The following is a 21,708-nucleotide window of genomic DNA, read 5'->3' as shown; positions in this document are numbered from 1 at the left end:
GCCAGATATATATCGTGACCGGCACCTGCTAGAATTGTTTTTTCTGAAAAGCTGGCAGTTTTAATCGTTTTTTGGGCAGGATAATCATTTTGAGCACGATGGCGGGTGATGAAATTGGCTATGCCTGGTTGGCAGCACGTTACGACGTGCAGGCAATCCAGCCGCTGCCGCTGGAGAGCCGTATCGGGCGTAGGCGCCAAACCTACGACCAGGCCGGCCGCCGCCTGGAATACTACACAGAGGCGATGCGCCCGCAAGGCACGCTGGGCGCGCACCTGACCTTCGCTTTAAAACACGAAGGGGTGGCGCTGGAGTTTCTGGCAAGGTTGTTTGGGGCATTGCCCGCAGAGGCGCTTGCTGACTGGATACGCTCTGAACCTACCGGCCAGTATGCCCGGCGTGCTGGTTTTCTCTACGAATGGCTAACCGGCAATACCCTGGCAGTGGAGGGTGTCGGTGGCAACTATCGTGATGCCCTGGATCCCGAACTGTACGTTACGGCGGCCACTGAGGTGCGCCGTAACCGCCGCTGGCGGATTAATGACAACCTGCCGGGGACCCCTGAATTCTGCCCGCTTGTTCGTCGCACGACTTCATTGTTGGAGGCCCGCCAATACGGGATCGCCGACCAGCTTTCAGCGATGGAAGGTGAGTTCGGGCCGGATATCTTACGCCGTAGCGCGGTGTGGCTGACCATTAAAGAGAGCCGAGCCAGTTTCGCGATCGAGCACGAAGGGCAGCATCGGGATCGCATACGCCGTTTTGCCACCGCCATGGAGCAGTATTGTGGCCGGCTGGACTCTCCCCTTGATGAGCGCGCCCTGAGTGAATTTCAGTCGGCTATCTTGGGTACCACTACGATCCGGACGGGCCTGCGGCAATCTCCGGTTTTTGTTGGGAGCAGCTCAATCGATTACGGAGCGGTTGTGCATTACGTCTGCCCGCACTGGGATTGGTTGCCAGGCATGCTGGAAGGGTTACAGTGTTTTCTGGCGCGAACCGATCCGGGGGAGGCGTTAGTTCGCGCTGCCGTAGCAAGCTTCGGGTTTGTTTTTATTCATCCGCTGGCGGATGGCAATGGGCGAATCTCCCGTTTTCTGGTGAATGATACCCTCCGCCGCGACGGCGTGGTGCCGGAGCCCTTTATTTTGCCTGTGTCAGCGGCGATAACGTCCTCGGCGGTGAGGCGGGCCGAGTATGATCGGATTCTTGAGCGCTACTCCCGGCCATTGATGTCGGCTTACCGTGATGCGGTCGATTTCACCCACGAACGCGTGGCGTATGCAGATGGTATTGAATCAGACTTTGTTTTTAATGCCTATGACGAGGCGGCACCTGTCTGGCGCTATCCCGACTTGACCGAACAAGCAGAATATCTGTTCGCGATCGTTCGCCACACCCTGGAACACGAGATGCACCATCAGGCTGCCTTTCAGAGGGCCTGGTACCGTACACGCGAGGCGATCAAGGATTGGGTTGAAGGCCCTGATGAACACATCGATCGGATGATCCGGGCGATACGCCAGCATGGCCGGGTCAGTGGCAAATTGATGAAGGAATTTCCGGTGCTGGCCCAGGCCGGCATTGCATCTGAATTAGAGCAGGCTGTAGCCGAAGGTTTTGCTGATCTGCAGGATGGGCAGTAAGGTTATTTGCCAGGCGGCCAGGGAGAGGCTAGAAGCAGATGGCAAGTTACCGGCTCAGTAAAAGAGCTGATGAGGATTTTGAATCGATTTATTTGTTTGGGTTGCTGAGTTTTGGTCTGATTCAGGCAGGCGCTTATGCCTCCACGGGCTTTTCAATCAATGAACTTCAAGGACGAGGTCGAATGTATTTCAGAATAATCGGGCGGGTACGAAACCCCGAAACGTTTGCCCGAGGTACGGGCATTCGCGAGCTCCAGAGGCTCCAGAGGCTCCAGAGGGCTTATGGTCCCGGACGGTGGAGAAAGCGAAAAGGCGATGCCACAATAGAGTTGCCTGATTGAGCTGTTTTGGAGGCCGAAATTCATTGGTATGAAGCTTCTGGAATCGGCAAAAAGGAAATAAAGATCAAGCGAATTCTCGGGTAAACCTATGACTCATCATTTTGCAGTTTGTACCAACAACGAGGGCTTCGAAGCTTCCCTGGAACCGAGGAAGCTGTATCAGGTGGTTGAAGATGAGGCGGCCGCATCACACGGAATGATGCGCATAATTGATGAGTCTGGTGAAGACTATCTCTATCCAGCTCAGCTGTTCACTCGCCTTGAGCTTCCAGAAACCCTGGAAAAACAACTTTCAGACGTTGCCTGAACGTTTTTTGTTTGACGCGGCTCAGTGGAGGTAGGTTTTAGCATTGCACTCAGTCGCGAGACTTTCTTTTTACAGCTAGTTCACTGACAAGGATGTTGTCATGATTAAAATCAGCCACCACGGCGCTACTTCTGGCGTAACTGGCTCCTGCCATGAGTTGAGACTTAACTCATGGATGAAAAAGGGGTCTGACCCCGTGGGGTCAGACCCCAACTTCATTGACCCCGTGGGGTCAGCCCCCTTTTTCACTTGGATAATGTTGAGTAACCTGAAGTGCAGGTTTTGATTGCAAGCTAGGTTTATCCATGGAAGGAGATGGTTTTTTGTACTCAGAGCGTTTTGGTCGAGAAGTCAGAATTACGCGACATGCAATGCAGAGGATGCGTGCGCGGTCTATAACGGATCTTGAGCTGGCGTTAGTCATTGAGGAAGGGCAAACTCGTTATAAAGATGAGCAAAGATTATGGATTGCTCATTGATTTGAGGAACGCTCTGACAATTTGTTGTGTGTGCCGGTAGCTCTTGAAGACAAGCTGATAGTGAAAACGGCAATGCACCATTTTTCATGGGAGGGCTGAGAGCAATGCGGACAACCTATGATGAAGTAGATGATATTCTCACAATCCATCTCAGCGACAAAAAGATCGCGAAAGAAGTTTCGCAAGATTGGAATACCCACATAAGTTATGCGGACGATGGCTCAATCGTTGAAGTTATTGTGCTTGATGCGGAGAAAAACGGTGCTTGGCCATTGGTGAAGAACTGTGCGGCGTGATCCAAGATTTGCCTCTATCGTGGGCGAACGCTTTATTAAATGATGCTTCTGAAAGGGTATCGGACATTCCGGGAAAGGATTTTAAATGAAGAAAATTGCAGTCATTGGTCTTGGGTATGTGGGGCTGCCCCTGGCGGCCGCTTTTGGCGAAAAACGGGAAATCGTCGGTTTTGATATCAACAGTAAGCGCATTGCTGACCTTAAAGACGGTGTTGATTTTACCCGTGAGGTTTCCCGGGAAGAATTAGCCGTCTCATCCGGGTTGTCATTTACGGATAACCTTGAAGGCATTCGCGATTGCCAGATTTATATTGTGACGGTGCCAACACCGATTGATGAATTCAAAACGCCCGATTTAACGCCCTTGGTTAAAGCCAGTGAAACCGTGGGCCAGGTTTTGAAAAAGGGCGATATCGTGATTTATGAATCCACGGTATACCCGGGTGCAACCGAGGAAGTCTGCGTGCCGGTTCTGGAGAAAGTCTCCGGCCTGGTGTTCAACCAGGACTTTTACGCGGGTTACAGCCCCGAGCGTATTAATCCGGGTGATAAAGAACACCGGGTAGCCAGCATTATGAAAGTCACCTCCGGTTCTACTCCGGAGATTGCCAGTGAAGTGGATGCGCTTTATGCCGGCATTATTACCGCCGGCACCCATAAGGCCAGTTCCATCAAGGTGGCTGAGGCGGCAAAGGTTATCGAGAATACCCAGCGTGATCTGAATATCGCGCTGATGAATGAGCTTTCGATGATCTTCGCGCGGCTGAAGATTGATACCCATGAAGTGCTGGCAGCTGCCGCTACCAAGTGGAATTTCCTGCCCTTCAAACCCGGCCTGGTTGGCGGGCACTGTATTGGTGTGGACCCGTATTATCTCACCCATAAAGCCCAGGCCATCGGGTATCACCCGGAAATTATCCTCGCCGGGCGCCGGGTAAACGACAACATGGGCCCGTATGCAGCGGCCGAGCTTGTTAAAGCCATGATAAAAACCGGGCACACCGTTGCTTCTTCAAAGGTACTGGTGATGGGCCTGGCCTTTAAGGAGAATTGCCCGGATTTGCGAAACACCCGGGTTGTGGATGTTATCCGCGAGCTGGAGGATTTCGGTTGTGCCGTGGATGTGACGGATTGCTGGGCAGATAATGAGGAAGCCGTGCACGAATATGGTATTTCTCTGGTGGATGCCCCGAAAGCCGGTGCCTATGATGCGGTGTTTCTGGCCGTACCCCATCGCGAATACGCTGAAAAATCGTCGAAGGAGCTGCGGGCGTATTTGAAGGACGATGGGGTTTTGTTTGATCTGAAGGGTGTTTTGCCGTTGGGTGAAGCGGATTTGCGGTTGTAACACACTCTCCTACTTCCCCACCCACTCCCCGATTGCCCGCTGCACCAACGCTTCGGGCAAAAACTCCTGCTCCAGCCTGCCCCGTTCTGCTTCCAGGAGCGCGTTGTAGAGTTCGGCTTCGCCGGTTGTCAGGCCGGTGGGAGCAACGGATTCGGCGGGTTGGGGTTCTTCTACGGCGTTCTCTTTCGCGAACTGTTCGAAGACCGCCTGGTTCATTAGCAGTGGCGTAAGGTGGGGCTGGTGGTTTCTGGCGCGCGCGAGCATGGTCAGGCCCCAGGTATCCAGGTCGCCCCAGTAGGCGAGGTTTTTTTCGGCGAGCCAGCTGGCCTTTAGCCAGGACAGGTTCAGGCCGGAGCCGAGGACCGCAATGGTGCCGGGAGTGTGTGGCAACTGATGCAGGCAGCGTTCGTTCTCCACCAGCAACAGGTGTTGCCCCGGTAGCGGCGTCTTTTGCAGTTCGCTGGCCCGGACCCGGAACTGTGAAAAAGGCGTAAGGCCACCCTCCAGATCCGCGACCAGCAGCCAGTGATGGCCTTCATCCTCCGCACCCAGAAACGCTTCCAGGCCTGTTTCGCTGACCTGGCCATCGAACAGGATGTCCAGCATCCGCACGACCAGCTGGCGGTTGCGTTCGAAGAACTTGCTGTCGATACCCGCCAGGGGCAGCGCCCGCAGGGGCTTGCCGGCCGCACAGCCGGGGCTGAGTTGCCGGGCCAGTTTTCCGCACCGGATAACGTCGGTTTCAGGTTTATCCAGCACCAGGCTGCGCCTTCGGATAATCAATGAGTGAAAGCGCTCATCCAGCGCTGCGGCCAGGCGGCTGAGCCGTTGATATTCACGCCTTACTTCGCTGTTGCCGGTTGCCTGTATCCATTCGCTGGGCGATGCAAGCACCCAGGCAACGGGTATTTCCACGTTGTCGTTGGCGCTGCGGAACCGTACCTGTTGCCATTGTGTTTTTCCGACGGTGATTTCCCGCCAGCGCTGCAGATGCTGGCGAACGCTGCCGGGATTATCCCGGACAGTGCCGCCGGTGGGCTTGCTGATAGGGATTCGTAGCGGCCAGGTGTCGGCATTGAGCAGGCGCTGTTCCCGCAGGTCAGCGTTTTGCCATTGCCGGGCGAGGCGGCTGGCCAGTTCAGCCGGGGATTTCATGGGCTTTCCGGGCCATGCGTTCGGCGTGGGTTTCCAGTTCTTCCCAGCTCAGGGAGGTGAGGGTGGCCTGGAGTTCTTTACGGTGTACCAGGATCGCAGAACGAGTATGGGCTCGCAGCAATCGCATCTCCTTGTTGGGCGTAACGAACAGGGGGTGCAGGCCGAATTCGTTCAGGGCTGAGATAATCCGGCCTGCCACTGCATGAGAGCTTTTCGAGAAAGCTTCGTCCAGCACAATGGTGCCGAACAGAGGCAGGGTGGCACCGTCCGGGCACAGGGCGTAGCTGAGCGACGCGGTAAGGATGTAACTGGCGATGATTTCTTTCTCGCCGCCGCTGCCACCCTGGGAGCCGGTGCGGGTTTCGATTACCGTGCTGCTATCCCGGTCCAGTACCGATACTTCGAACTGCAACCGGTAGCGGGGGTCCAGTAACGCCCGGGCACCCACGGTGCGTTTGTTGTCGGCGGCATCCCTCAGCAGTCCCACCATGTTTTGCAGGGCGCGGAAATGGCTTTCGCCCTGGTCATCCTTCAGGGCGTCGGCGCGGAGCTGGCGCTGGGCCCGCTCCAGGGTGCGCAGGGACTCGTGGGTAACCCGGCGGGGTTCCAGCCGCAGGTATCGGCCAGGCTGGAAGTCCACCCGCCTCAGGGTGGCGTTCAGGTCCGCAATGCGTTCCTCAATGATGGCCACCTGGTTCTGGATATGGGCCAGCAGTTGGGTCACGCCCTGGTCCGAGGACTGGTTCAGGTAGTTCAGGAATCGCTCCAGCTTCTGGGGCAGGGCTTCTTCTTCCAGCACCCGCAGCCGCTCCAGGTATTCCGGGATGTCGCGAATATCGCTGCCGGTTTCCGCCAGGGCGCCGGTGTCGATGGAACGGGCTTTTTCCATCAGCTGGGTCAGGCTCAGTTCATAGCCCTGCACCCGTTTGTTCAGAAGGCGGATATCCTGTTCCAGCTGTTCCCGCTGGGCTCGTTCCAACTGGTCGAGATGGTCGTACTGGTCGGCTTTCGGCGGGGTGAAATGTTTATCCGCCAGGGCCTGCTGCTCAGCCGGCAGGCCGTCGCCGATCCTGTCCAGCAGGTCTTTGCATCGGTCGGTGGCCTGGCTTCGCTTGTCTTCCAGAAGGGCATGGCGGGTTCGTTCGTCAGACAACTCCTGCTGGGTCTGTTCCAGTTGCCTGTTGACCGTTTCATACTCTTGCCGTGCCTTTTCCAGGTCCGAATCCGGAGCGGTGAGGGATTGGAGGCGGGCCTGCAGGTCGTCCTGCGCGGCCTGGGCAGTGGGCAGGTCGATGGCATCAAAATCGATCTCTGAGAGCAGGGTGTATAGCTTGATCTGATCCCGGGTGTCGTTCAGGGCAGCTCGTGCCGTTTCAAGCTGCTGCTCAACCTGCCCGGCGGTCAGCCGGATTTCCGTCAGTTCGTCGCCCAGGGCTGCCAGCCTGTCCCGGTTGTTGAAACCGGTCATCCAGCCTTTGTCCAGCCGCTGGTTATCCCGCTTCTCGAAATAGCCCTTCTTGCCGGACATGAGGCCCTGCTTGGTCATGCCGTGGGGCGTCTGGCGCAGTGTTTCCGGCGAGTCGACGCAATGGCGGTCGATACCGGCCAGCAGCTGCTTCAGGGCTTCCCTGTGAGGGTGGTCCTTGAAGTTGAGTTTGCGGGTGAAACCATCTTCCAGGAACCGCGCCGGGGTCTGGGGTGCCTGGGCCTCCAATAACCGCACATGCAGCCGGTTCTCTCGGCTGTTGATTCGGTTCAGGGCCGTCTGCATGGCCGCGGGTGGCACCAGTAGCCGCAACCGGTGCCCGCCGATGGCGCGCTCGATGGCACCACGCCAGGTGCCTTCTTCCGGTTTGACCTCCACCAGTTCCGCCACAAAAGGCAGGCTGTCTTCCTCAAGGTTCAGTGCTTCGGCCAGCTCGCTGCGGAATTCCTGATACCGGCCATCGATGTTGGAGCCCGGCCTGGCCCGGATGCGGTCGATCTCCCCGGTGAGTTCGGTCAGGGTTTCGGCAAGCTTGCCTTGGTGGATCCGGAGGTCCAGGACTGTCTCGTCCTGTTCCTCCTCCAGCGCCGACAGTTCCCGGAGCTTTGTCGCGCCTTGTTGTTGGTTGGCGGCGAGGGCGCCCGCGGAGAGTGAGTCATCCAAACCGAGCTTGCGAGTCAGGGATTGATAATCGCTGGAGTCGCGGGCCCGCTCGTCCAGCCACCGCTGTTGCAGGCTGATCTGTTCCCGCAGCTGCTCGATGCTGGCACCACCTGCCTTCAGGTAGATGTCCTTGAGTGTGGTGGCTTTGCTGTTGAGGGCAGCCGCGGTGGTTTCCAGGGAATGGATGGTGCTCTGGCTTTCCCCGAGCTGTGTATCCAGGTTCAGGATACGGTTGCGCCACAGCTGGTAGCCCGCCTGGGCAAACCACACCGGCAAGTTATCCTTCAGGGTTTGCTGCTGGTCCAGCTCGGTGCGGGTGGCCTGGTGCTTCTCGTGGGTTTCGGCAATGGGCAATAGCGACTGGTGCTGTTTGCGGGCGGTCTCCAGTTCGCCGTGAATGGCTGCGAGGTCATCGAATTCGCTGGCCACTTCGGAGGCCCGGTCAAAGGCGGAGTGGTCTTCCAGCACCAGCTCCCGGAAAATGTCGTCGATGCTGTTGAGCTGCTTGAGGCCGGCGGCGCGGTTGAGCAGGGTGAAGGCATTTTCGCCCACCTCGAAGAACCGCCGTACCTGGGCGAGGTAGGCTTTCTTGCTGTCGTTGGCCTGCAGGCCGGGGTTGTCCCGGGCGTGCTGCTTGAGTTCCCGGGCGCCGCCCTCGTGGTGTATGGCCAGCCAGTCCTCCAGGCCCTGGTCGTCCCTTTCCGAGACCAGCCACAGGCGCTTGAGGTCACTGGTGGCGGAGCTGCTGCCATCCACCCAGAATAAGGCACCAAGGCGCAAGGCCTTGTTGCTATTGGAAAAGCGGGCGCAGACCGCGGTTACGGTCTTGCCCGGGCGAGCGATATGGCTGTTGTCCCCACTGTTGTTGCCTGCACCGGAGACGCCACGAATATAGGAGATCAGGTCCCGGTCGCTTTCATGACCGCCGGTGGAGGCGAGGTTGTAGCGGGGCTGGTGGGTGAGCAGGGTCATCAGGGCATCCACCAGGGTGGTCTTGCCACTGCCAGTGGGACCGATTATGGCGGTACCCCTGGGGTCGATTTCCGCGCAGTGCCGGCCACCGAACGGGCCCCAGTTATACAGGTCCAGGTGGGTCAGTATATACGCGGTGGGCGGGGTAACCTCGGTGGCAAACAGGTCGTTCCGGGGCAGGCTCATGACTCGCCTCCGTCCGTGTCAGCGGCCTGCCCGGCCAGCTTGCGGAAGTGGTGCAACAGGTTCTGCAGGTTTTCCGGGTTGGCCAGGTGAGTGATGATGGGGCGGATGACGACCTGATCGTTGGCATCAATGTCTGAGACGATACCGTGGTTTTTCAGATTCTCCATCAGGCTGCGCAGGCGTTTCTGGTCCCGGGTGTCGCTGCCGGTGTCACCCAGGTAGAGTTGCAGCTGCGGTATCAGTTCTTCCAGCTCCACGACAGCGTCGCCGGCACCCAGCCCGGCTTCCTGTTCATGGGCGATAAAGTGCTGCCGCAGGATGGCAATCAGCAGGGACTGTTCCATGTTCAGTCGCTGTCGGCGCACCAGGGGGTGGGACCATTCGTCGTCGTTTTCCTCGCCGTCCCGGAACAGTTGTTCGGATACCACCAGGAAGGCGAGGCCGCGGATGTCGTCCACCTTGAGGCGCAGATCCAGTGGCTCCAGAATCCGGTTGATGGCGGCAGTCTGACCGGTGGCTACCTGGTAAAGGCCGGGTTTGCGATCCGCCTCCAGCAGGCCGTATTTGAGCAGTTCCTGGGCGGTGGTTTTCAGGTTGGTGGCGGTGTACTGGTCAGTTTCCGCAGTCGGTGCCGGGGTGTCCTCGGCATGGGCCGGTGAGGGGGTACCCTGTTTCTGCGTGTCGCCTGTTTCCGGAGTGTCTGTCCGGCTGGTCAGGCGGTCAAAGTAGTCGGACATGCTGTGTTATAGCTCCCAGTCGATAGAGTGTGCGTCGTCCCTGGTGAGTGCCAGTTTCGGTACCTGGAAACGCAGTTTCTGGCCGTTGCTGTCGGTGATATCCACAGCTTCGCGGTCTTCGGAAATAGTCACCTCCGCCTCCCGGGCCATGGCCAGCCAAAGCGCGACCGTTTCCAGGTCGTGGGTAGGCGGCAGGTGGCTGGCCAGATCGGCAATGCTCATGGGCCGATCAGTCACCTTGAGCAGTTCTGCGGTTTGCTGGAACAGGGCCTCCCTGTCGAGCCCGTCGAAGGCACGCCAGAATTCCTCGTCCACCTCTTCGAGATTGACGTTCTGCTCCGCCAGTTCCAGGCCCCGGGCCTGTTCCTCGATGGCGGACTTGAATCTCAGCCGCTCCATCAGGGGCAGGCCGGAGGTTGCAACGGCCACCGGGGGCAGCGGTGTGTCACTCTTGCGGACCCGATGGCTGGACCAGTCAATCTGCAGTGCCGTATTGAGGATGCCGTTCAGTAGCTCACCCACCCGATGGTTTTCTGCCGCCAGCCCGGTCTTGAGGAAGCCCTTGACGTCCCGCTCACTGCGGGCCCGGGCCTTGATGACGGTGGCGGACTCTTGAATCAGACGAATAACCAGCCAGCGTAAATCGTCCTGTTGCTGACGGGAGAGGGCATGGCGGGTGGCCGGGTGGCGCAGAATGGTACGCAGCCGCTGTTTCATGTTGTCCAGCTCCGTGGACCGCCCCAGTTGTTCATGGAAGCCGTGGAAGACCTTGCCCTCGGAGGTTTCCAGCAGAGTGTCGTGGCCGTCGAGCAAGCGGTCGACAATCTCGCCACGGTGATGTTGTTCGCTGACGATAGACTGGCGCAGGCGTCGGTCGGCGTCGCGATAAGAGTCTTCCACGCGACGGAAGTCCGCCCGCAGGCTGATGGCCAGGTTGTAGACCTCACGAATGCCTTCGGCGGCCTCACCACCTTGCAGTACCTGGAAACGGCCGGCTTCCACTTCGGCCAGTTCGTGCTCCAGATCTTTGATCTTGCGACGAATGTGATCCGCGCGGCTGCGGGCATCGGGGTTCAGGCGGGTTTCCAGGTTTTCGATTTCCCGCTGAACGGTGGCCAGGCGGGATGCGGTGGAGGTCATGATGCGGTTATCAAGCCCCTCTGCAAAGGCCAGGGCCTTTTGCAGAGCGTCGGTGGCAATCAGCCGGCCGTTTCTTTCGATGATCAGGCCCCGGCGGATCCAGGACCGAAGCTCCCGCCGGGCATCGCCAGCCGGGTCGTCGGTGGACAGCTCCAGGTCGTCGCTGTTGGCATGCTGGAGCAGGATGTCCGTCAGCATCTGCTGGGCATCCTCAAAAAGGATTTCCTCCCGGTTCTGCTCCAGCAATGCATGCAGACAGCTCAGAACCAGTGGTCCCCGGGTAGCGGAAAGCAGTTTCCAGGCCGGGTGCTGGTGGCGTGCCACCAGGTAGGACTGGGTGCGCAGATGGGTGCTTTCATCCATGGTGGTACTTGGTGATGTCTGGGCCGATTGACTTCGCGTTGGTAGTGGCTGGTTCAGTTCTGCCTTCTACCATGGATACTCTATCCTGTAGCGGCCCGACAGGCCAGCCAGAAGCATCGGAAGGTTTCCCGGTTGATTTATAGTACGGCTTCCTGTTCTGCCACGATGAGCCGAGGCACTCTGTCTCGTACTAATGCCTGATTGCCAATGAGCCGTTCAATACTCGCGGGGGTACTGGCCTGTTTGAAAGGCAAGGGTGTTTTATTTGATTCGCAGAGTGTTTTTTCTTTGTATGAGGCTGTAAGCACACTATTTGTACAGGAAGCTTTTCAGAAGCTGCTGAAATTGATCTGGCTCATTGTTAAGGCTTTGTAAATAAATAATTTTGCCAGGATGCATTGTTTTGTTTACTATTGTTGTTGAATTTTGGTCAACCCCAATTTAGTTTTTAAACCCCCTGTTTGAATAAGGTTTTAATTCCATGGCAAAGATTAACGATTACTACCAGAAAAAACAGCTTATGGAAAAGCTTGCTTCAGAGTTGGAACAGCTTGAAAAAGACCAGGCACTGAAAGGTGAGCTGGAGTTTGAAGACAAGGTTCGTGATTTGATGAAGAAGCATGGCAAGTCACCGAAGGATGTACTTCAGATCCTTTCTGCAATTGATCCCTCTGTGGCCGGTGGTAAGGCCGATTCAACAGCTGGCAGTCGCCCGAAGCGCCCGGTGAAAACCTACAAGAACCCGCATACCGGTGAAGTGGTTAAAACCCGGGGTGGCAATCACAAGACCTTGAATGAATGGCGTCAGAAGCATGGTAAGGAAGCTGTGCAGAGCTGGCAGCAGGACTAACGGCGTAAATCGGGGTCAGATGAAAATGGGGTCAGATGAACTTTTCATCTGACCCCATTTTCATCTGACCCCAAACTTCACTCTTTCATTATCCGGACAATTTTATCGCTAAGGCAGCTTCGAACAAACCGGTTCATTGGCGCTTCTTCACCGGATTCGTAGAGCTCAAGCATTAACTCGTTAAACTCCAGCTGCCTTGACGCGGGTATATTAATCGCCGGATATCCGTTGTTCAGTAGATGGCCGTTCATCATGAATCGGCCCATCCGTTTGTTCGCATCGTAAAAAAACTGGCATCGGGCCATGGTCAGGAATATATGAATGGCCTGGTCGTAGATGTCGTTGATTTCATCCAGACTGTCTTTCATTTCATCGAATAGAGCCGGAAGCTTTTCCGCGGCCGGAGGTTCATAATCAGTGCCAGCTATGAGCACAGATCCTGAACGAAAGCACCCCCATTCCAGCGCCTCCTCTTTTGCAGCGATGGCATGCAGGCTTGTGGCACACTCTTTGGTCAGTTGGAACTGGCGTTCCCGGATCCTTTGAAACAGCGCTTTCCAGGTTTCACTCTGGTTGATGGCAATTTGCTGATCACTCAACTTGTGGCCGCCTACCGTAATGCCCTGCAGTAATGTTTGTATCTCCGGCAGCGTAAAGTTGAGGCCTTCCAGGCGCACGGCGTCATAGACAAAGACCGACACCTCTTTCTGCGCAATCATTAGTGCTCTACCCTGGTTAGGCGGCATTTGCCAGTAGGTGTCAGCAACTGCGGTCATATTGATTCCGGATCCGGTTTAAAGTGTGTGCGACATTATAGCAGCGAGGTAAGGCGAATTCGGGGTCAGATGAAAATGGGGTCAGATGAAAAGTTCATCTGACCCCATTTTCATCTGACCCCAATCCGTCTTCAGTCGGATATGCCGTACTTGGCCTTGAGCTGGCTTTTAAACTCGATCGAGCCGAGCGTTTTGCCGCTTTTTACCGTTTTTCGGATTTGATCTTTGAGAAAGTCGGGCATGGGTTTGGCAAACAGTTGGCGATACCGCCGTTGGCGTTCCGATTGGTCGTTGCCGAGAGCCTGGTAAAGCGGGTGGGGGCTGTGCATTCCGCTGGTTTTTCCGAGCGCATGGCACTGATAACTTGACCACCAGTAATCTTCTGGGTTGCTGACCATTCCTGCGCTGACCGGGTTCATCTCGATATAGCGCTGACAGCCAAGCAGGTAATTTTCTGAGTCAATCAGGCAGGATCGAAATCGTCCTTCCCAAAGGCCGCCGGTTCTGTCATGGCGACGGTTGAAGTAGCGCACGTAACGCCGGCCAATTGACTGCATATAGTCTGACAGACTTCTCTCTGTTGAAGGAGTTGCCAGCAGGTGTACATGGTTTGTCATCAGTACCCAGCCATGCAAGGCAACACCATGTTCTTCGGCATATTGCTCCATCAGACGACAGTAGAACGCAAAATCTACACGCCCTTTGAAGGTTGGCTGGCGGTTGTTTCCTCTTTGGATAACGTGTTGGGGAACGCCGGGAGGGCAGAATCTTGTTGTTCTGGGCATAACACCACATCCTTGTGATCGTTTGGTTGAGGCTGGAACCTTATCGTACGGCTGCCTTGTCTACCATGACGCAGCGCACGAACTCGGGGGTCAGATGAAAATGGGGTCAGATGAAAGTTCATCTGACCCCATTTTAAGACACCACTACCCGATTCCGTCCTCCTTCCTTGGCCACATATAAGGCCTCGTCCGCTTTTTGCATCCACTGCATATAGTTCTCGGGTTCATCCGTTAACTGGGCAATGCCAATGCTGATGGTATAGCGAATCGGCGCCACGCTGGTTTCGACCACGCTCTGTTCAATGTGTTCGCGAATCCGCTCGCAGATGATCCGTGCCCCTTCGGCGTCGGTTTCCGGCAGTATGATGCCGAATTCTTCGCCGCCGTATCGGCCGGCGCTGTCGGATTGGCGGATGTTGGCGCGGGTTATGCCCGCGGTGTGTCTGATTACTTCGTCGCCGGCCAGGTGGCCGTGGGTGTCGTTGACGGGTTTGAAGTGGTCTATGTCGAACATCACCAGGCTGGTGGTGTGGCCGTAGCGGCGGAAGCGCTCGAACTCGGCATCCACCAGGTTTTCCCAGGTGCCGCGGTTGAGCAGGCCGGTGAGGCGGTCGGTCATGCTGAGTTTGGCCAGTTGTTCGTTGGCGCGTTCCAGGGCGCGCTTGCTGCTGGCAACATCGGTAACGTCATACACCATCAGGCAGACTTTCTCGACTTGCCCGGTAACCCCGGAGAGGGGGCTGATGGTGAGGTTCTGGAACATGTACTCTTCGGTGCCGGTAATTGGCCGGGTGTTACGGAACCGGAACAGGTAGGGCCGCTGCTCCCAGGAGGTGAAGGCCCGGGTGTTCAGCAGGGCAACGGCGTCCACCTTGCGGGCGAGCCAGGCTTGGGGGATATCCGGGAATACGTCAAACAACACCTGGTTGCGGATTTTGCTGGCGGTGATGCCGCTGTGGTTCTCCATGAAGCCGTTCCAGGCCTGCACCCGGAAATCGAGATCCAGCACTACCAGGCCCACCTCCACGGATTCCAGCATGTCCACCAGCCAGTGAAAGGAGTTGGCTTCAAAGTCGTTAATGGCCATCGGTCAGTCCACCAGATATTGCAGGCGATCTTCGAGAAAAGGTACTGAATCGCCGGTGAGGAGGATCAGCATGTCGCATTCGATATCCCGGTCTTCCAGGGTGTAGCAGATTTCGATGCACAGCAGTTGTTCTTCCCGGGTGCTGTGGTGCTCCAGGAGTTCGGTGATCTGCCGGTGCTGGCCCAGTACAGTGGGGTGGCCCAGGCCGAGCTTCAGATCCAGCTGGTCGCCGATGCCTTTGAGGAAGGCTCCGAACAGGATGCTGGACATGTCCATCAACACTTCGATGTTGACGGCTTCGCCTTCAAGGTTTTCGTAGTGCAGCATCTCCGCCATTTCCCTGAAGCTGGCATCCGCAAACAACAGAAGTGCCTCTCCGGCAATGCCGGCCCCGGTAAAGCCCTGGCATACGGCGGAGTAAGTGTTGCTGTTGCTGACCGAGGAAATCGCCATGTGCAGTTCGGAATTGGCGAGGAAGGCCACCTTGGGAATGGGCTGCTTCACAAACACCTTCAGCAGGCGGGCCAGCAGATCGGAGGAGCGCCCCATGGCAACGTTGGAGATTTCCTGCAGATAGTCATTCAGGGAAACGGAAATCTCCGGGTTGGCGCTGCCTGTATTCTTCAGGGTGGCATCCTGCAGTGCGGCGTCTTCGAGGTCTCCGGGGCGGTAAACCCCGTAATCCACCAGTAGGCTGAGCAGGATGCCCGTCTCGGTGGGCTTTTTGATGAAATCGATGGCGCCGAGTTTTTTCACCCGCTCCCGGGCTTGGGGCTGGATATCGCCGGAAACCACGATGGTCATGACCGGCAGGTCTTCCTCGCGGACCTGTTCCAGCACCTGGTAACCGTCCATTTCCGGCATGTTCAGATCCAGGAACATCAGCTCTGCCTCATGCCGTCGTAATTTCTCAAGGGCTTCCACGCCGTCTTTTGCGTAACTGACATCCCCCCGCAACCCCTCCGGCAGGGCCCGGGCCATTTGTTTTCTGGCAAGGGCGGAGTCGTCGCAGATCAGTATGCGGGTGGTCATTGAGGAAGCCGTTGAGGGTTGATCATAAGGGGCGAAAGTATATCAGTAGTGGTTGTTATGTACACGTTTGCTACAGCGTTCGTAACCGTAGGTAAGGTGTTGTAAGCATATTAAACCAAAGGTTTTGTGACTGTATTCAAACTTGGCCGAGTATTACTGAATTGTAAACGGCGATTGTGAACCTGCTCACTCTATTGGCCGGTCTGCCTTGTTTATAGTGTGTCGTCGGCACATAAAATAATAATGGTTTTTCAGAGACGCAATTATATGAGACAGCAGGCGTATGGATACGCTGCCGTCACCCTGTTCTGCCTGGGTATTGCGCCCGTTGCCCAGGCCGAGCTGAAGCCCATTTCAGACGAAACAATGGGTGAGGTGACCGGGCAGGGCTTTATTCAGATTGAAAACATACCGGGAGATCCCCACCAGTTCACGCGGATGACGCTGAGCATGGACGTGGAAACCCGGATGAATGTGGACGATGTGAAAGCCGGTGAGATCGACGGCGGAGTGGACTTCGCGGCGCAGCACGTGGCCCTGGGGCACATTGCCCGTAATGACGGCGTTCAGTATAACGGTCGCGCCTACAATGCCGGTGACACGGTGCCTTTTGAAGCGTTCCAGCCCTACATCGAGCTGGCGGAAGATCCCGCCGAGGGCAGGCTCTCCGGATTCCGCATGGGGTTCGGGCAGGCGAGGGGATCTGTCTCTTCACTGACCAGCAGTTTCAGTGGCGATATCGGGCTTAAGCTTGTTGATGATAGCGGTACCGAATTTGACGCCACCTTATTCGACCAGAATTCTCAGGCCACCAACTATCGGGCCAGTTACATTGGTATAAACGATGGTTCGGCCGATTGCGCTCAGGGCATCAACTGTGCGCCGCTGACCCAATTGCAGTCGCTGTTTGTGGGCCAGGAAAGCGCGGATGGCACGACCGGCTTCACCAGCGACTTCTTTATCGGTTTCCAGCGAGAAGGTGTTGAGTGGCAAAGCCCGGATGGCACGAACGTAATCAATGCCGGCAAGGGCGTGTTTATCAATCTGCCCACGAGCATGAAGGTGGATATGAGCCAGCTGATCAATCAGGGCGTGCCGCGACTGCAGACCCACCGGGAGGATATGGGTACCCGGCTGTTCTAGATGCTAAACTCCCGCCAGTCCGAAATTTATTTGGCAGGAGTTTAGTCCCTTGATCCGCTCTTTTTACTGGCACGATTACGAAACCTTCGGTGTAGATCCGGTTCATGACAGGCCTTCCCAGTTTGCCGGTGTGCGGACGGATGCGGATCTGAACATCATCGAGGATCCGCTGGTGCTTTACTGCAAGCCGGCGGACGATTACCTGCCATCACCGGAAGCCTGCCTGATTACCGGTATTACCCCGCAAAAAGCGCTGGAAGACGGGCTCCCCGAGGCCCAGTTCATCGCCCGGATCAACGAAGCCTTCAGCCAGCCCGGAACCTGCGTGGTGGGCTACAACAGCCTGCGCTTCGACGACGAAGTCACCCGCCACACCCTGTACCGGAACCTGCGCGATCCCTACGCCCGTGAATGGCAGAATGGCAATTCCCGCTGGGACATCATCGATATGGTGCGGCTGACCTACGCCCTGCGCCCGGAAGGCATCAACTGGCCCCGCAAGGAAGACGGCAGCCCTAGTTTCAAACTCGAGGCGCTGACAGTCGCCAACGGGATCACCCATGAAGCCGCCCACGATGCCATGTCGGATGTGGAGGCGACCATTGCCGTTGCAAAGCTGATCAAGGAAAAGCAACCCAGGCTGTTTGATTTCGTGCTGCAGAACAAGGACAAGCACTCCGCCCGGGCCATGCTCGACACCGCCACCATGAAGCCGGTGTTCCACATATCCGCCAAGTACCCGGCGACCCGTGGATGCTGTGCCCTGGTTGCTCCGGTGGCAGACCACCCCACCAACAAGAACCTGGTGATTGTCTACGACCTGCGGGAAGACCCCAGCGAGCTGATCAACGCCACCCCTGAGCAGATTCGTGAGCGGGTGTTTACTTCCCGGGCGGGACTGGGGGAGGGCGTGAGCCGCTTTCCGCTGAAAGGCGTGCAGCTGAACAAATGCCCGGTGCTGGCGCCGGCGACCATGCTTTCCTCCCTTTCTCAGGCGCGGCTGGACGAACTGGAACTGGATGGCGAAACCCTGCGGGCCAATCTGGCCATGCTGCGCAAGGCGCCGGACCTTCCGCGCAGGATTGCCGAAGCCTTTGACCAGCCCCACGAAAGCGACCTCACCGACCCGGACGAACAGCTCTACGCCGGTGGCTTTATTAGCAAGACCGACCGGGAGAAGCTGAACCGGGTACTGGAGCAGCCGGTGGAAACGCTGGGGGAGCTAGAGGTCAGCTTTGAGGATGACCGCCTGCGGGAACTGCTGTTCCGTTACCGTGCAAGGAATTACCCGGGCACCTTGATGGGCGAAGAGCTCGAGCGTTGGGAGGCGTTCCGTAGTCAACGGTTGATGCATCCCAAGAAGGGCTGGCGATCTTTCGAGGCCTACGCCCGGGAATTACAGCGCCTGGCGGCGGATCCGGAATTGACGCCGGAGAAGCGGCAGGTGCTGGAGGACCTGCATTTGTACGGGGAGTCTTTGATTCCGTACATCTGAAAATGGGGTCAGATGAACTTTCATCTGACCCCATTTTTATTTTTCGAAAAGCACGGTGATGTCATCGGCAGTCAGCGCCGAGGCAAAGCTGTCGGGTTTTCCATAGAGGCCATCGGCCAGCTGGCTCTTGCGGGCCTGCAGGGCGTGAATGCGCTCCTCTACCGTTCCTTTGCTGATAAGGCGATACACGAATACCGGTTTGTCCTGGCCGATTCGCCAGGCGCGGTCGGTGGCTTGTTGCTCTACGGCGGGATTCCACCAGGGGTCGTAATGAATCACGCAGTCGGCGGCGGTGAGGTTGAGGCCGGTGCCGCCGGCTTTCAGGCTGATCAGGAAAACCGGACTGTCTCCGTTCTGGAAGCTTTTAACGGGGGTGGCACGGTCCCGGGTCTGGCCGGTGAGTTTTTCGTAACGGATGCCGGCAGACTCCAGCGCTGTTTCTATCAGCGCGAGCATGCTGGTGAACTGGGAGAACAGAATGATCCGCCGGCCCTCTTCCAGTAATTCGCTGATCATCTCCAGCAGGTAATCCATCTTGGCGGAACCGGCGTTACTTTCGCTGCTCAGCAGGGCCGGGTGGCAGCAGATCTGGCGGAGCTTGAGCAGGGCATCGAGAATTTCGATCTGGCTGCGGGCAGCACCTTTGCTGGCCAGGAGCTGGCGAATGCGTTTGTCCATGCTGGCGCGCACGGTTTCATAGAGGTCCTGCTGTTCCCGGTTCAGTTCCACGTGGCGGATGATTTCTGTTTTCCGGGGCAGTTCCGGTGTTACCTGGTCTTTGGTGCGCCTTAGCATGAACGGGCGCACGCGGCGGCTGAGTTCGGCCTGGCGGCTGGCGTCACCGTTTTCTTCGATGGGCTTGCGGTAGTAATCACGGAACGTCTTCTGGTCGCTCAGATACCCTGGCAGGATCAGATCAAACAGGGCCCAGAGCTCGCCCAGGTGGTTTTCCATGGGGGTGCCGGTGAGGGCGATCCGGTTTTCCGCCGGCAGTTTGCGAGTGGCTTTGGCCAGAGCGGTAGCAGGATTCTTGAGGTATTGGGCTTCGTCAAAGAAGGCCAGGCTGTAGGTTTGCGCCTTGTGCTGTTCGATATCCCGGGGTAGCAGTGGATAGCTGGTAATCACCAGGTCGGCCCCGGGAATCTGTTCGAACAGTGGTTTGCGGCGGCTGCCGTGGACGATCAGAAGTTTCAGCTCCGGTGCGAACTTTTCCGCTTCCGATTGCCAGTTTGCAATCAGGGTTGTTGGGCAGACTACCAGGGCAGGCGCTTTCAGCCGGCCGGCAGACTTCTCAACCTGAATGCACGCCAGGGTTTGCAGGGTTTTACCCAGGCCCATGTCGTCCGCCAGTATGCCCCCAAGGCCAAACTCCCGCAGAAACTGCAGCCAGTTCAGGCCATCCTGCTGGTAATGGCGTAGCCGGGCATTGAGTTCGCTGGGCGGCAGTACGTGTTCCAGGGCCTGGAAACTGGTCAGTTTTCTGCCCAGCGCCTTGAGTTCTTCACTGCTGTCCCACTCGGCCCGGGTGCTGCCCATGATTTGCGCGGCGTCGAGCCGGGGGAGTCTGAATTTGCCGTTGGTTTCTTGTCCAAACAGGCTCAGGAGTGTTTGCACCAGCGGTTTGATCCGCTCGGAGGGGATTCGAATCAGGGTTTCGCCATTGTGCAGCCAGAGGGTCTCCGGCAGATCACCGGCACTCTCCTGATTGCCTTCGATGTGACCGGGAAGATAGGCCAGAGCCTGGTGCAACAGGGGAATCAGGTCAATTTTGGTGCCGTTGAAGTTTATGCCCAGCTCAACCTCAAACCAGCCCTGCGCGTCGTCCGGGCGCAAGCTGCCCTGCAACTGGTCTGCCTCCACCACTGGCAGATTGAAGCTCTCATCCATTTCAATCTGCCAGCCCTCGGCATGGAGCTGTGGCAGCTGATAGGCGATGAAATCGAGCCAGGCTTCCCGGGTTGGCAGGGTAAAATCCAGCAAGGTGGAACCGGGTAACTGGTTCAGGGCATGCTCGCCCGGTTGATCGGCAAGGATGCTGGCGAACTGGAAGCCGGGCAGGCCGTGGTGCAGGAAGCCGGCCTCCTGGTCTTCATCGCGGATGATCAGTACCGGGCCTTCCGGTGCCTGCCGGAGGAGCCGGGGCTCCTGCTCGGCATAGGCAACCTGGTAGCCCCGGTAGTTAAACTGCAGGCGCGCAAGCAGTGTGGGCGTGTGCGCGCCGGGCGACGGATCATCCACGCTGTATAGTTGCAAAATGGGCTGCGGGTCGGCTTTGATCATTTCCGGCACCCTGAACGACTCGGGAAGCGGGGCGCGGGCTTGCTCCAGTAACGGTGTCAGATCCGGCAGGGCTTCCTGCAGCTGTTCTTCGGTTAAAGGCGGGCATTGCTCCAGCAGATCGCTGACTTCTGGCGAGAGGGCGCTGTGAACCGGCCCGATGCAGTGCGTTTCGGAATCCAGATACAGCGGCGGGTTGGTGTTGAGCACCGCAACCTGCGGTGGTAGCTCCCATGGCACCAGTTGCCAGTGCTGGTCGCCGGGCAATTGCTGCCACTCATAACCGGTCTCGATGGCATCCCCGGGCTGCAGTGGTGGATTGCTGACGGACTCAAGGAACAGGCGCCCGGTTTTCATGGCCGCTTCCAGAAAATAGGCGCCGGTCGTTCCTTCCAGCAGGGGCTCGGAGCGATAGGATGTGGGGGCGGCCTCCAGCCAGGTAAGCGGCGCGATATCGCTGTCCTGCAGGTATTTGGGGCGATCATATTCCAGTGTGGTCCGGCCCCAGACCGTGCTGACGGAACCCTTGGAGTAACCACCGGATTTACGGGGCCGGACCTTCCGAACCGAAACCGAAAGGCGCTTCAGGCTGGTGTACGCAGTGACGATGTACACCAAACACTCGGGACTGGCGGGCTTCGGGGCCGGATCCGCGGCAGAAGCAAGCCGCGCCAGCCAGGTTTCCGCCGTGTGTTCCGTTGCCGTGTTCCGGTGGCCTTCCGCCTTCTGCGCATCCCCCTGCGGCTGCTCGTAATTGGCCTGCAGGATAACCGCCGCGGCATGTTTACATTGAAAACCCACGGGGCAGCTGCAGTAGGTATCGATCCTGTAGGGCATGTAACGATCAAACCGTACCTCAGTACGGTAGATCTGGAACTGGCTGCCAATAACCTTAGCCCGCAACACCTGAATGCTCATGCCTTCGATATCGAGAGTCAGGCCCTGTACCCGGCTATCGGCAAAATAGCGCTTGCCCCGCTGCAGGGTGTTGGTGTCGAAAATCCTGGTGAGGGTGTGGTTGTCGATCAGCATAGTTTCCCGCGGTAGTGCCAGAATCAGGAGGGGCTACGCTAACCGAAAGTTGTGTGCGGCTCAATGCCCGGATTGGTGAAAGGCCGGCCGTAGTGCTGCGACGGCCGGCCTG

16 protein-coding genes are annotated in these 21,708 nt (G+C 57.5%); 7 read left to right on the top strand and 9 right to left on the bottom strand.

Annotated elements, in window-relative coordinates; genetic code table 11:
* The first annotated feature begins 71 nt into the window (after positions 1–71).
* From AC13C0_RS12650 to tviB, 4 genes are all read left to right on the top strand, one after another.
* Positions 72–1,646 (top strand): Fic family protein, encoded by a 1,575-nt coding sequence (locus AC13C0_RS12650; RefSeq protein WP_482954484.1) that lies wholly within the window; start codon positions 72–74, stop codon positions 1,644–1,646.
* A gap of 429 nt (positions 1,647–2,075) precedes the next feature.
* Positions 2,076–2,294, top strand: a complete 219-nt coding sequence (locus AC13C0_RS12645; protein ID WP_099616838.1) for a hypothetical protein — start codon at positions 2,076–2,078, stop codon at positions 2,292–2,294.
* 583 nt (positions 2,295–2,877) lie between these two features.
* Positions 2,878–3,069, top strand: coding sequence for a DUF2283 domain-containing protein (locus AC13C0_RS12640; RefSeq protein WP_482954483.1), 192 nt, complete (start codon positions 2,878–2,880; stop codon positions 3,067–3,069).
* Positions 3,070–3,154: 85 nt separating this feature from the next.
* Positions 3,155–4,417 (top strand): Vi polysaccharide biosynthesis UDP-N-acetylglucosamine C-6 dehydrogenase TviB, encoded by a 1,263-nt coding sequence (gene tviB, locus AC13C0_RS12635; protein ID WP_341582284.1) that lies wholly within the window; start codon positions 3,155–3,157, stop codon positions 4,415–4,417.
* A gap of 9 nt (positions 4,418–4,426) precedes the next feature.
* Here tviB and AC13C0_RS12630 read toward each other — a convergent pair whose 3' ends face one another.
* The 4 genes from AC13C0_RS12630 to AC13C0_RS12615 are packed head-to-tail and all read right to left on the bottom strand — an operon-like array spanning position 4,427 to position 11,119.
* Positions 4,427–5,572: a Wadjet anti-phage system protein JetD domain-containing protein gene (locus AC13C0_RS12630; RefSeq protein WP_339754419.1), complete on the bottom strand. Its 1,146-nt coding sequence runs from the start codon at positions 5,570–5,572 to the stop codon at positions 4,427–4,429.
* Positions 5,556–8,879 carry an ATP-binding protein gene (locus AC13C0_RS12625; protein ID WP_482954482.1) on the bottom strand — a complete coding sequence of 1,108 codons (3,324 nt, stop codon included), beginning with the start codon at positions 8,877–8,879 and terminating at the stop codon, positions 5,556–5,558. The genes AC13C0_RS12630 and AC13C0_RS12625 overlap by 17 nt, the downstream gene beginning before the upstream one ends.
* On the bottom strand, positions 8,876–9,616 hold the full coding sequence (locus tag AC13C0_RS12620) for a DUF4194 domain-containing protein (RefSeq protein ID WP_303285411.1): 741 nt from the start codon (positions 9,614–9,616) through the stop codon (positions 8,876–8,878). The genes AC13C0_RS12625 and AC13C0_RS12620 overlap by 4 nt, the downstream gene beginning before the upstream one ends.
* A gap of 6 nt (positions 9,617–9,622) precedes the next feature.
* The gene (locus AC13C0_RS12615) at positions 9,623–11,119 is read right to left on the bottom strand and encodes a DUF3375 domain-containing protein (protein WP_341582282.1); all 1,497 of its coding nucleotides are present in this window, start codon (positions 11,117–11,119) and stop codon (positions 9,623–9,625) included.
* 481 nt (positions 11,120–11,600) lie between these two features.
* On the opposite strand from AC13C0_RS12615, the gene AC13C0_RS12610 reads away from it, so the two are divergent.
* Entirely contained in the window at positions 11,601–11,969 is a 369-nt protein-coding gene (locus AC13C0_RS12610) for a histone-like nucleoid-structuring protein, MvaT/MvaU family (protein ID WP_303285409.1), read from the top strand.
* Positions 11,970–12,046: 77 nt separating this feature from the next.
* Here the strand turns inward: AC13C0_RS12610 and AC13C0_RS12605 are convergent, their stop codons facing one another.
* From AC13C0_RS12605 to AC13C0_RS12590, 4 genes are all read right to left on the bottom strand, one after another.
* Entirely contained in the window at positions 12,047–12,745 is a 699-nt protein-coding gene (locus tag AC13C0_RS12605) for a Fic family protein (protein WP_303285408.1), read from the bottom strand.
* 131 nt (positions 12,746–12,876) lie between these two features.
* The gene (locus AC13C0_RS12600) at positions 12,877–13,530 is read right to left on the bottom strand and encodes a transposase (RefSeq protein WP_341582281.1); all 654 of its coding nucleotides are present in this window, start codon (positions 13,528–13,530) and stop codon (positions 12,877–12,879) included.
* A 133-nt stretch (positions 13,531–13,663) separates the two neighbouring features.
* Complete coding sequence (locus tag AC13C0_RS12595) at positions 13,664–14,617, bottom strand: GGDEF domain-containing protein (RefSeq protein WP_341582280.1); 954 nt, start codon at positions 14,615–14,617, stop codon at positions 13,664–13,666.
* Between the two features lie 3 nt (positions 14,618–14,620).
* Complete coding sequence (locus AC13C0_RS12590; protein WP_341582279.1) at positions 14,621–15,649, bottom strand: response regulator; 1,029 nt, start codon at positions 15,647–15,649, stop codon at positions 14,621–14,623.
* Positions 15,650–15,916: 267 nt separating this feature from the next.
* Between AC13C0_RS12590 and AC13C0_RS12585 the strand changes: the two genes are divergently transcribed.
* Both AC13C0_RS12585 and sbcB read left to right on the top strand, forming a co-directional pair.
* Complete coding sequence (locus tag AC13C0_RS12585; protein ID WP_341582278.1) at positions 15,917–16,792, top strand: hypothetical protein; 876 nt, start codon at positions 15,917–15,919, stop codon at positions 16,790–16,792.
* A 49-nt stretch (positions 16,793–16,841) separates the two neighbouring features.
* Positions 16,842–18,287 (top strand): exodeoxyribonuclease I, encoded by a 1,446-nt coding sequence (gene sbcB / locus AC13C0_RS12580; RefSeq protein ID WP_341582277.1) that lies wholly within the window; start codon positions 16,842–16,844, stop codon positions 18,285–18,287.
* Between the two features lie 36 nt (positions 18,288–18,323).
* Here the strand turns inward: sbcB and AC13C0_RS12575 are convergent, their stop codons facing one another.
* Positions 18,324–21,596 (bottom strand): DEAD/DEAH box helicase, encoded by a 3,273-nt coding sequence (locus tag AC13C0_RS12575; protein WP_341582276.1) that lies wholly within the window; start codon positions 21,594–21,596, stop codon positions 18,324–18,326.
* Between the last annotated feature and the right edge of the window lie 112 nt (positions 21,597–21,708).

This window comes from Marinobacter sp. B-21 (assembly GCF_056857895.1).
The sequence above is the reverse complement of the archived record's forward strand: the minus strand, read 5'-3'. Positions and strand labels throughout refer to the sequence as shown.

Coding starts and splice junctions, on each gene's coding strand:
- AC13C0_RS12645 (WP_099616838.1), top strand. CDS start 2,076: ATGACTCATCATTTTGCAGTTTGTACCAACAACGAGGGCTTCGAAGCT.
- AC13C0_RS12640 (WP_482954483.1), top strand. CDS start 2,878: ATGCGGACAACCTATGATGAAGTAGATGATATTCTCACAATCCATCTC.
- tviB (WP_341582284.1), top strand. CDS start 3,155: ATGAAGAAAATTGCAGTCATTGGTCTTGGGTATGTGGGGCTGCCCCTG.
- AC13C0_RS12630 (WP_339754419.1), bottom strand. CDS start 5,572: ATGAAATCCCCGGCTGAACTGGCCAGCCGCCTCGCCCGGCAATGGCAA.
- AC13C0_RS12625 (WP_482954482.1), bottom strand. CDS start 8,879: ATGAGCCTGCCCCGGAACGACCTGTTTGCCACCGAGGTTACCCCGCCC.
- AC13C0_RS12620 (WP_303285411.1), bottom strand. CDS start 9,616: ATGTCCGACTACTTTGACCGCCTGACCAGCCGGACAGACACTCCGGAA.
- AC13C0_RS12615 (WP_341582282.1), bottom strand. CDS start 11,119: ATGGATGAAAGCACCCATCTGCGCACCCAGTCCTACCTGGTGGCACGC.
- AC13C0_RS12610 (WP_303285409.1), top strand. CDS start 11,601: ATGGCAAAGATTAACGATTACTACCAGAAAAAACAGCTTATGGAAAAG.
- AC13C0_RS12605 (WP_303285408.1), bottom strand. CDS start 12,745: ATGACCGCAGTTGCTGACACCTACTGGCAAATGCCGCCTAACCAGGGT.
- AC13C0_RS12600 (WP_341582281.1), bottom strand. CDS start 13,530: ATGCCCAGAACAACAAGATTCTGCCCTCCCGGCGTTCCCCAACACGTT.
- AC13C0_RS12595 (WP_341582280.1), bottom strand. CDS start 14,617: ATGGCCATTAACGACTTTGAAGCCAACTCCTTTCACTGGCTGGTGGAC.
- AC13C0_RS12590 (WP_341582279.1), bottom strand. CDS start 15,649: ATGACCACCCGCATACTGATCTGCGACGACTCCGCCCTTGCCAGAAAA.
- AC13C0_RS12585 (WP_341582278.1), top strand. CDS start 15,917: ATGAGACAGCAGGCGTATGGATACGCTGCCGTCACCCTGTTCTGCCTG.
- AC13C0_RS12575 (WP_341582276.1), bottom strand. CDS start 21,596: ATGCTGATCGACAACCACACCCTCACCAGGATTTTCGACACCAACACC.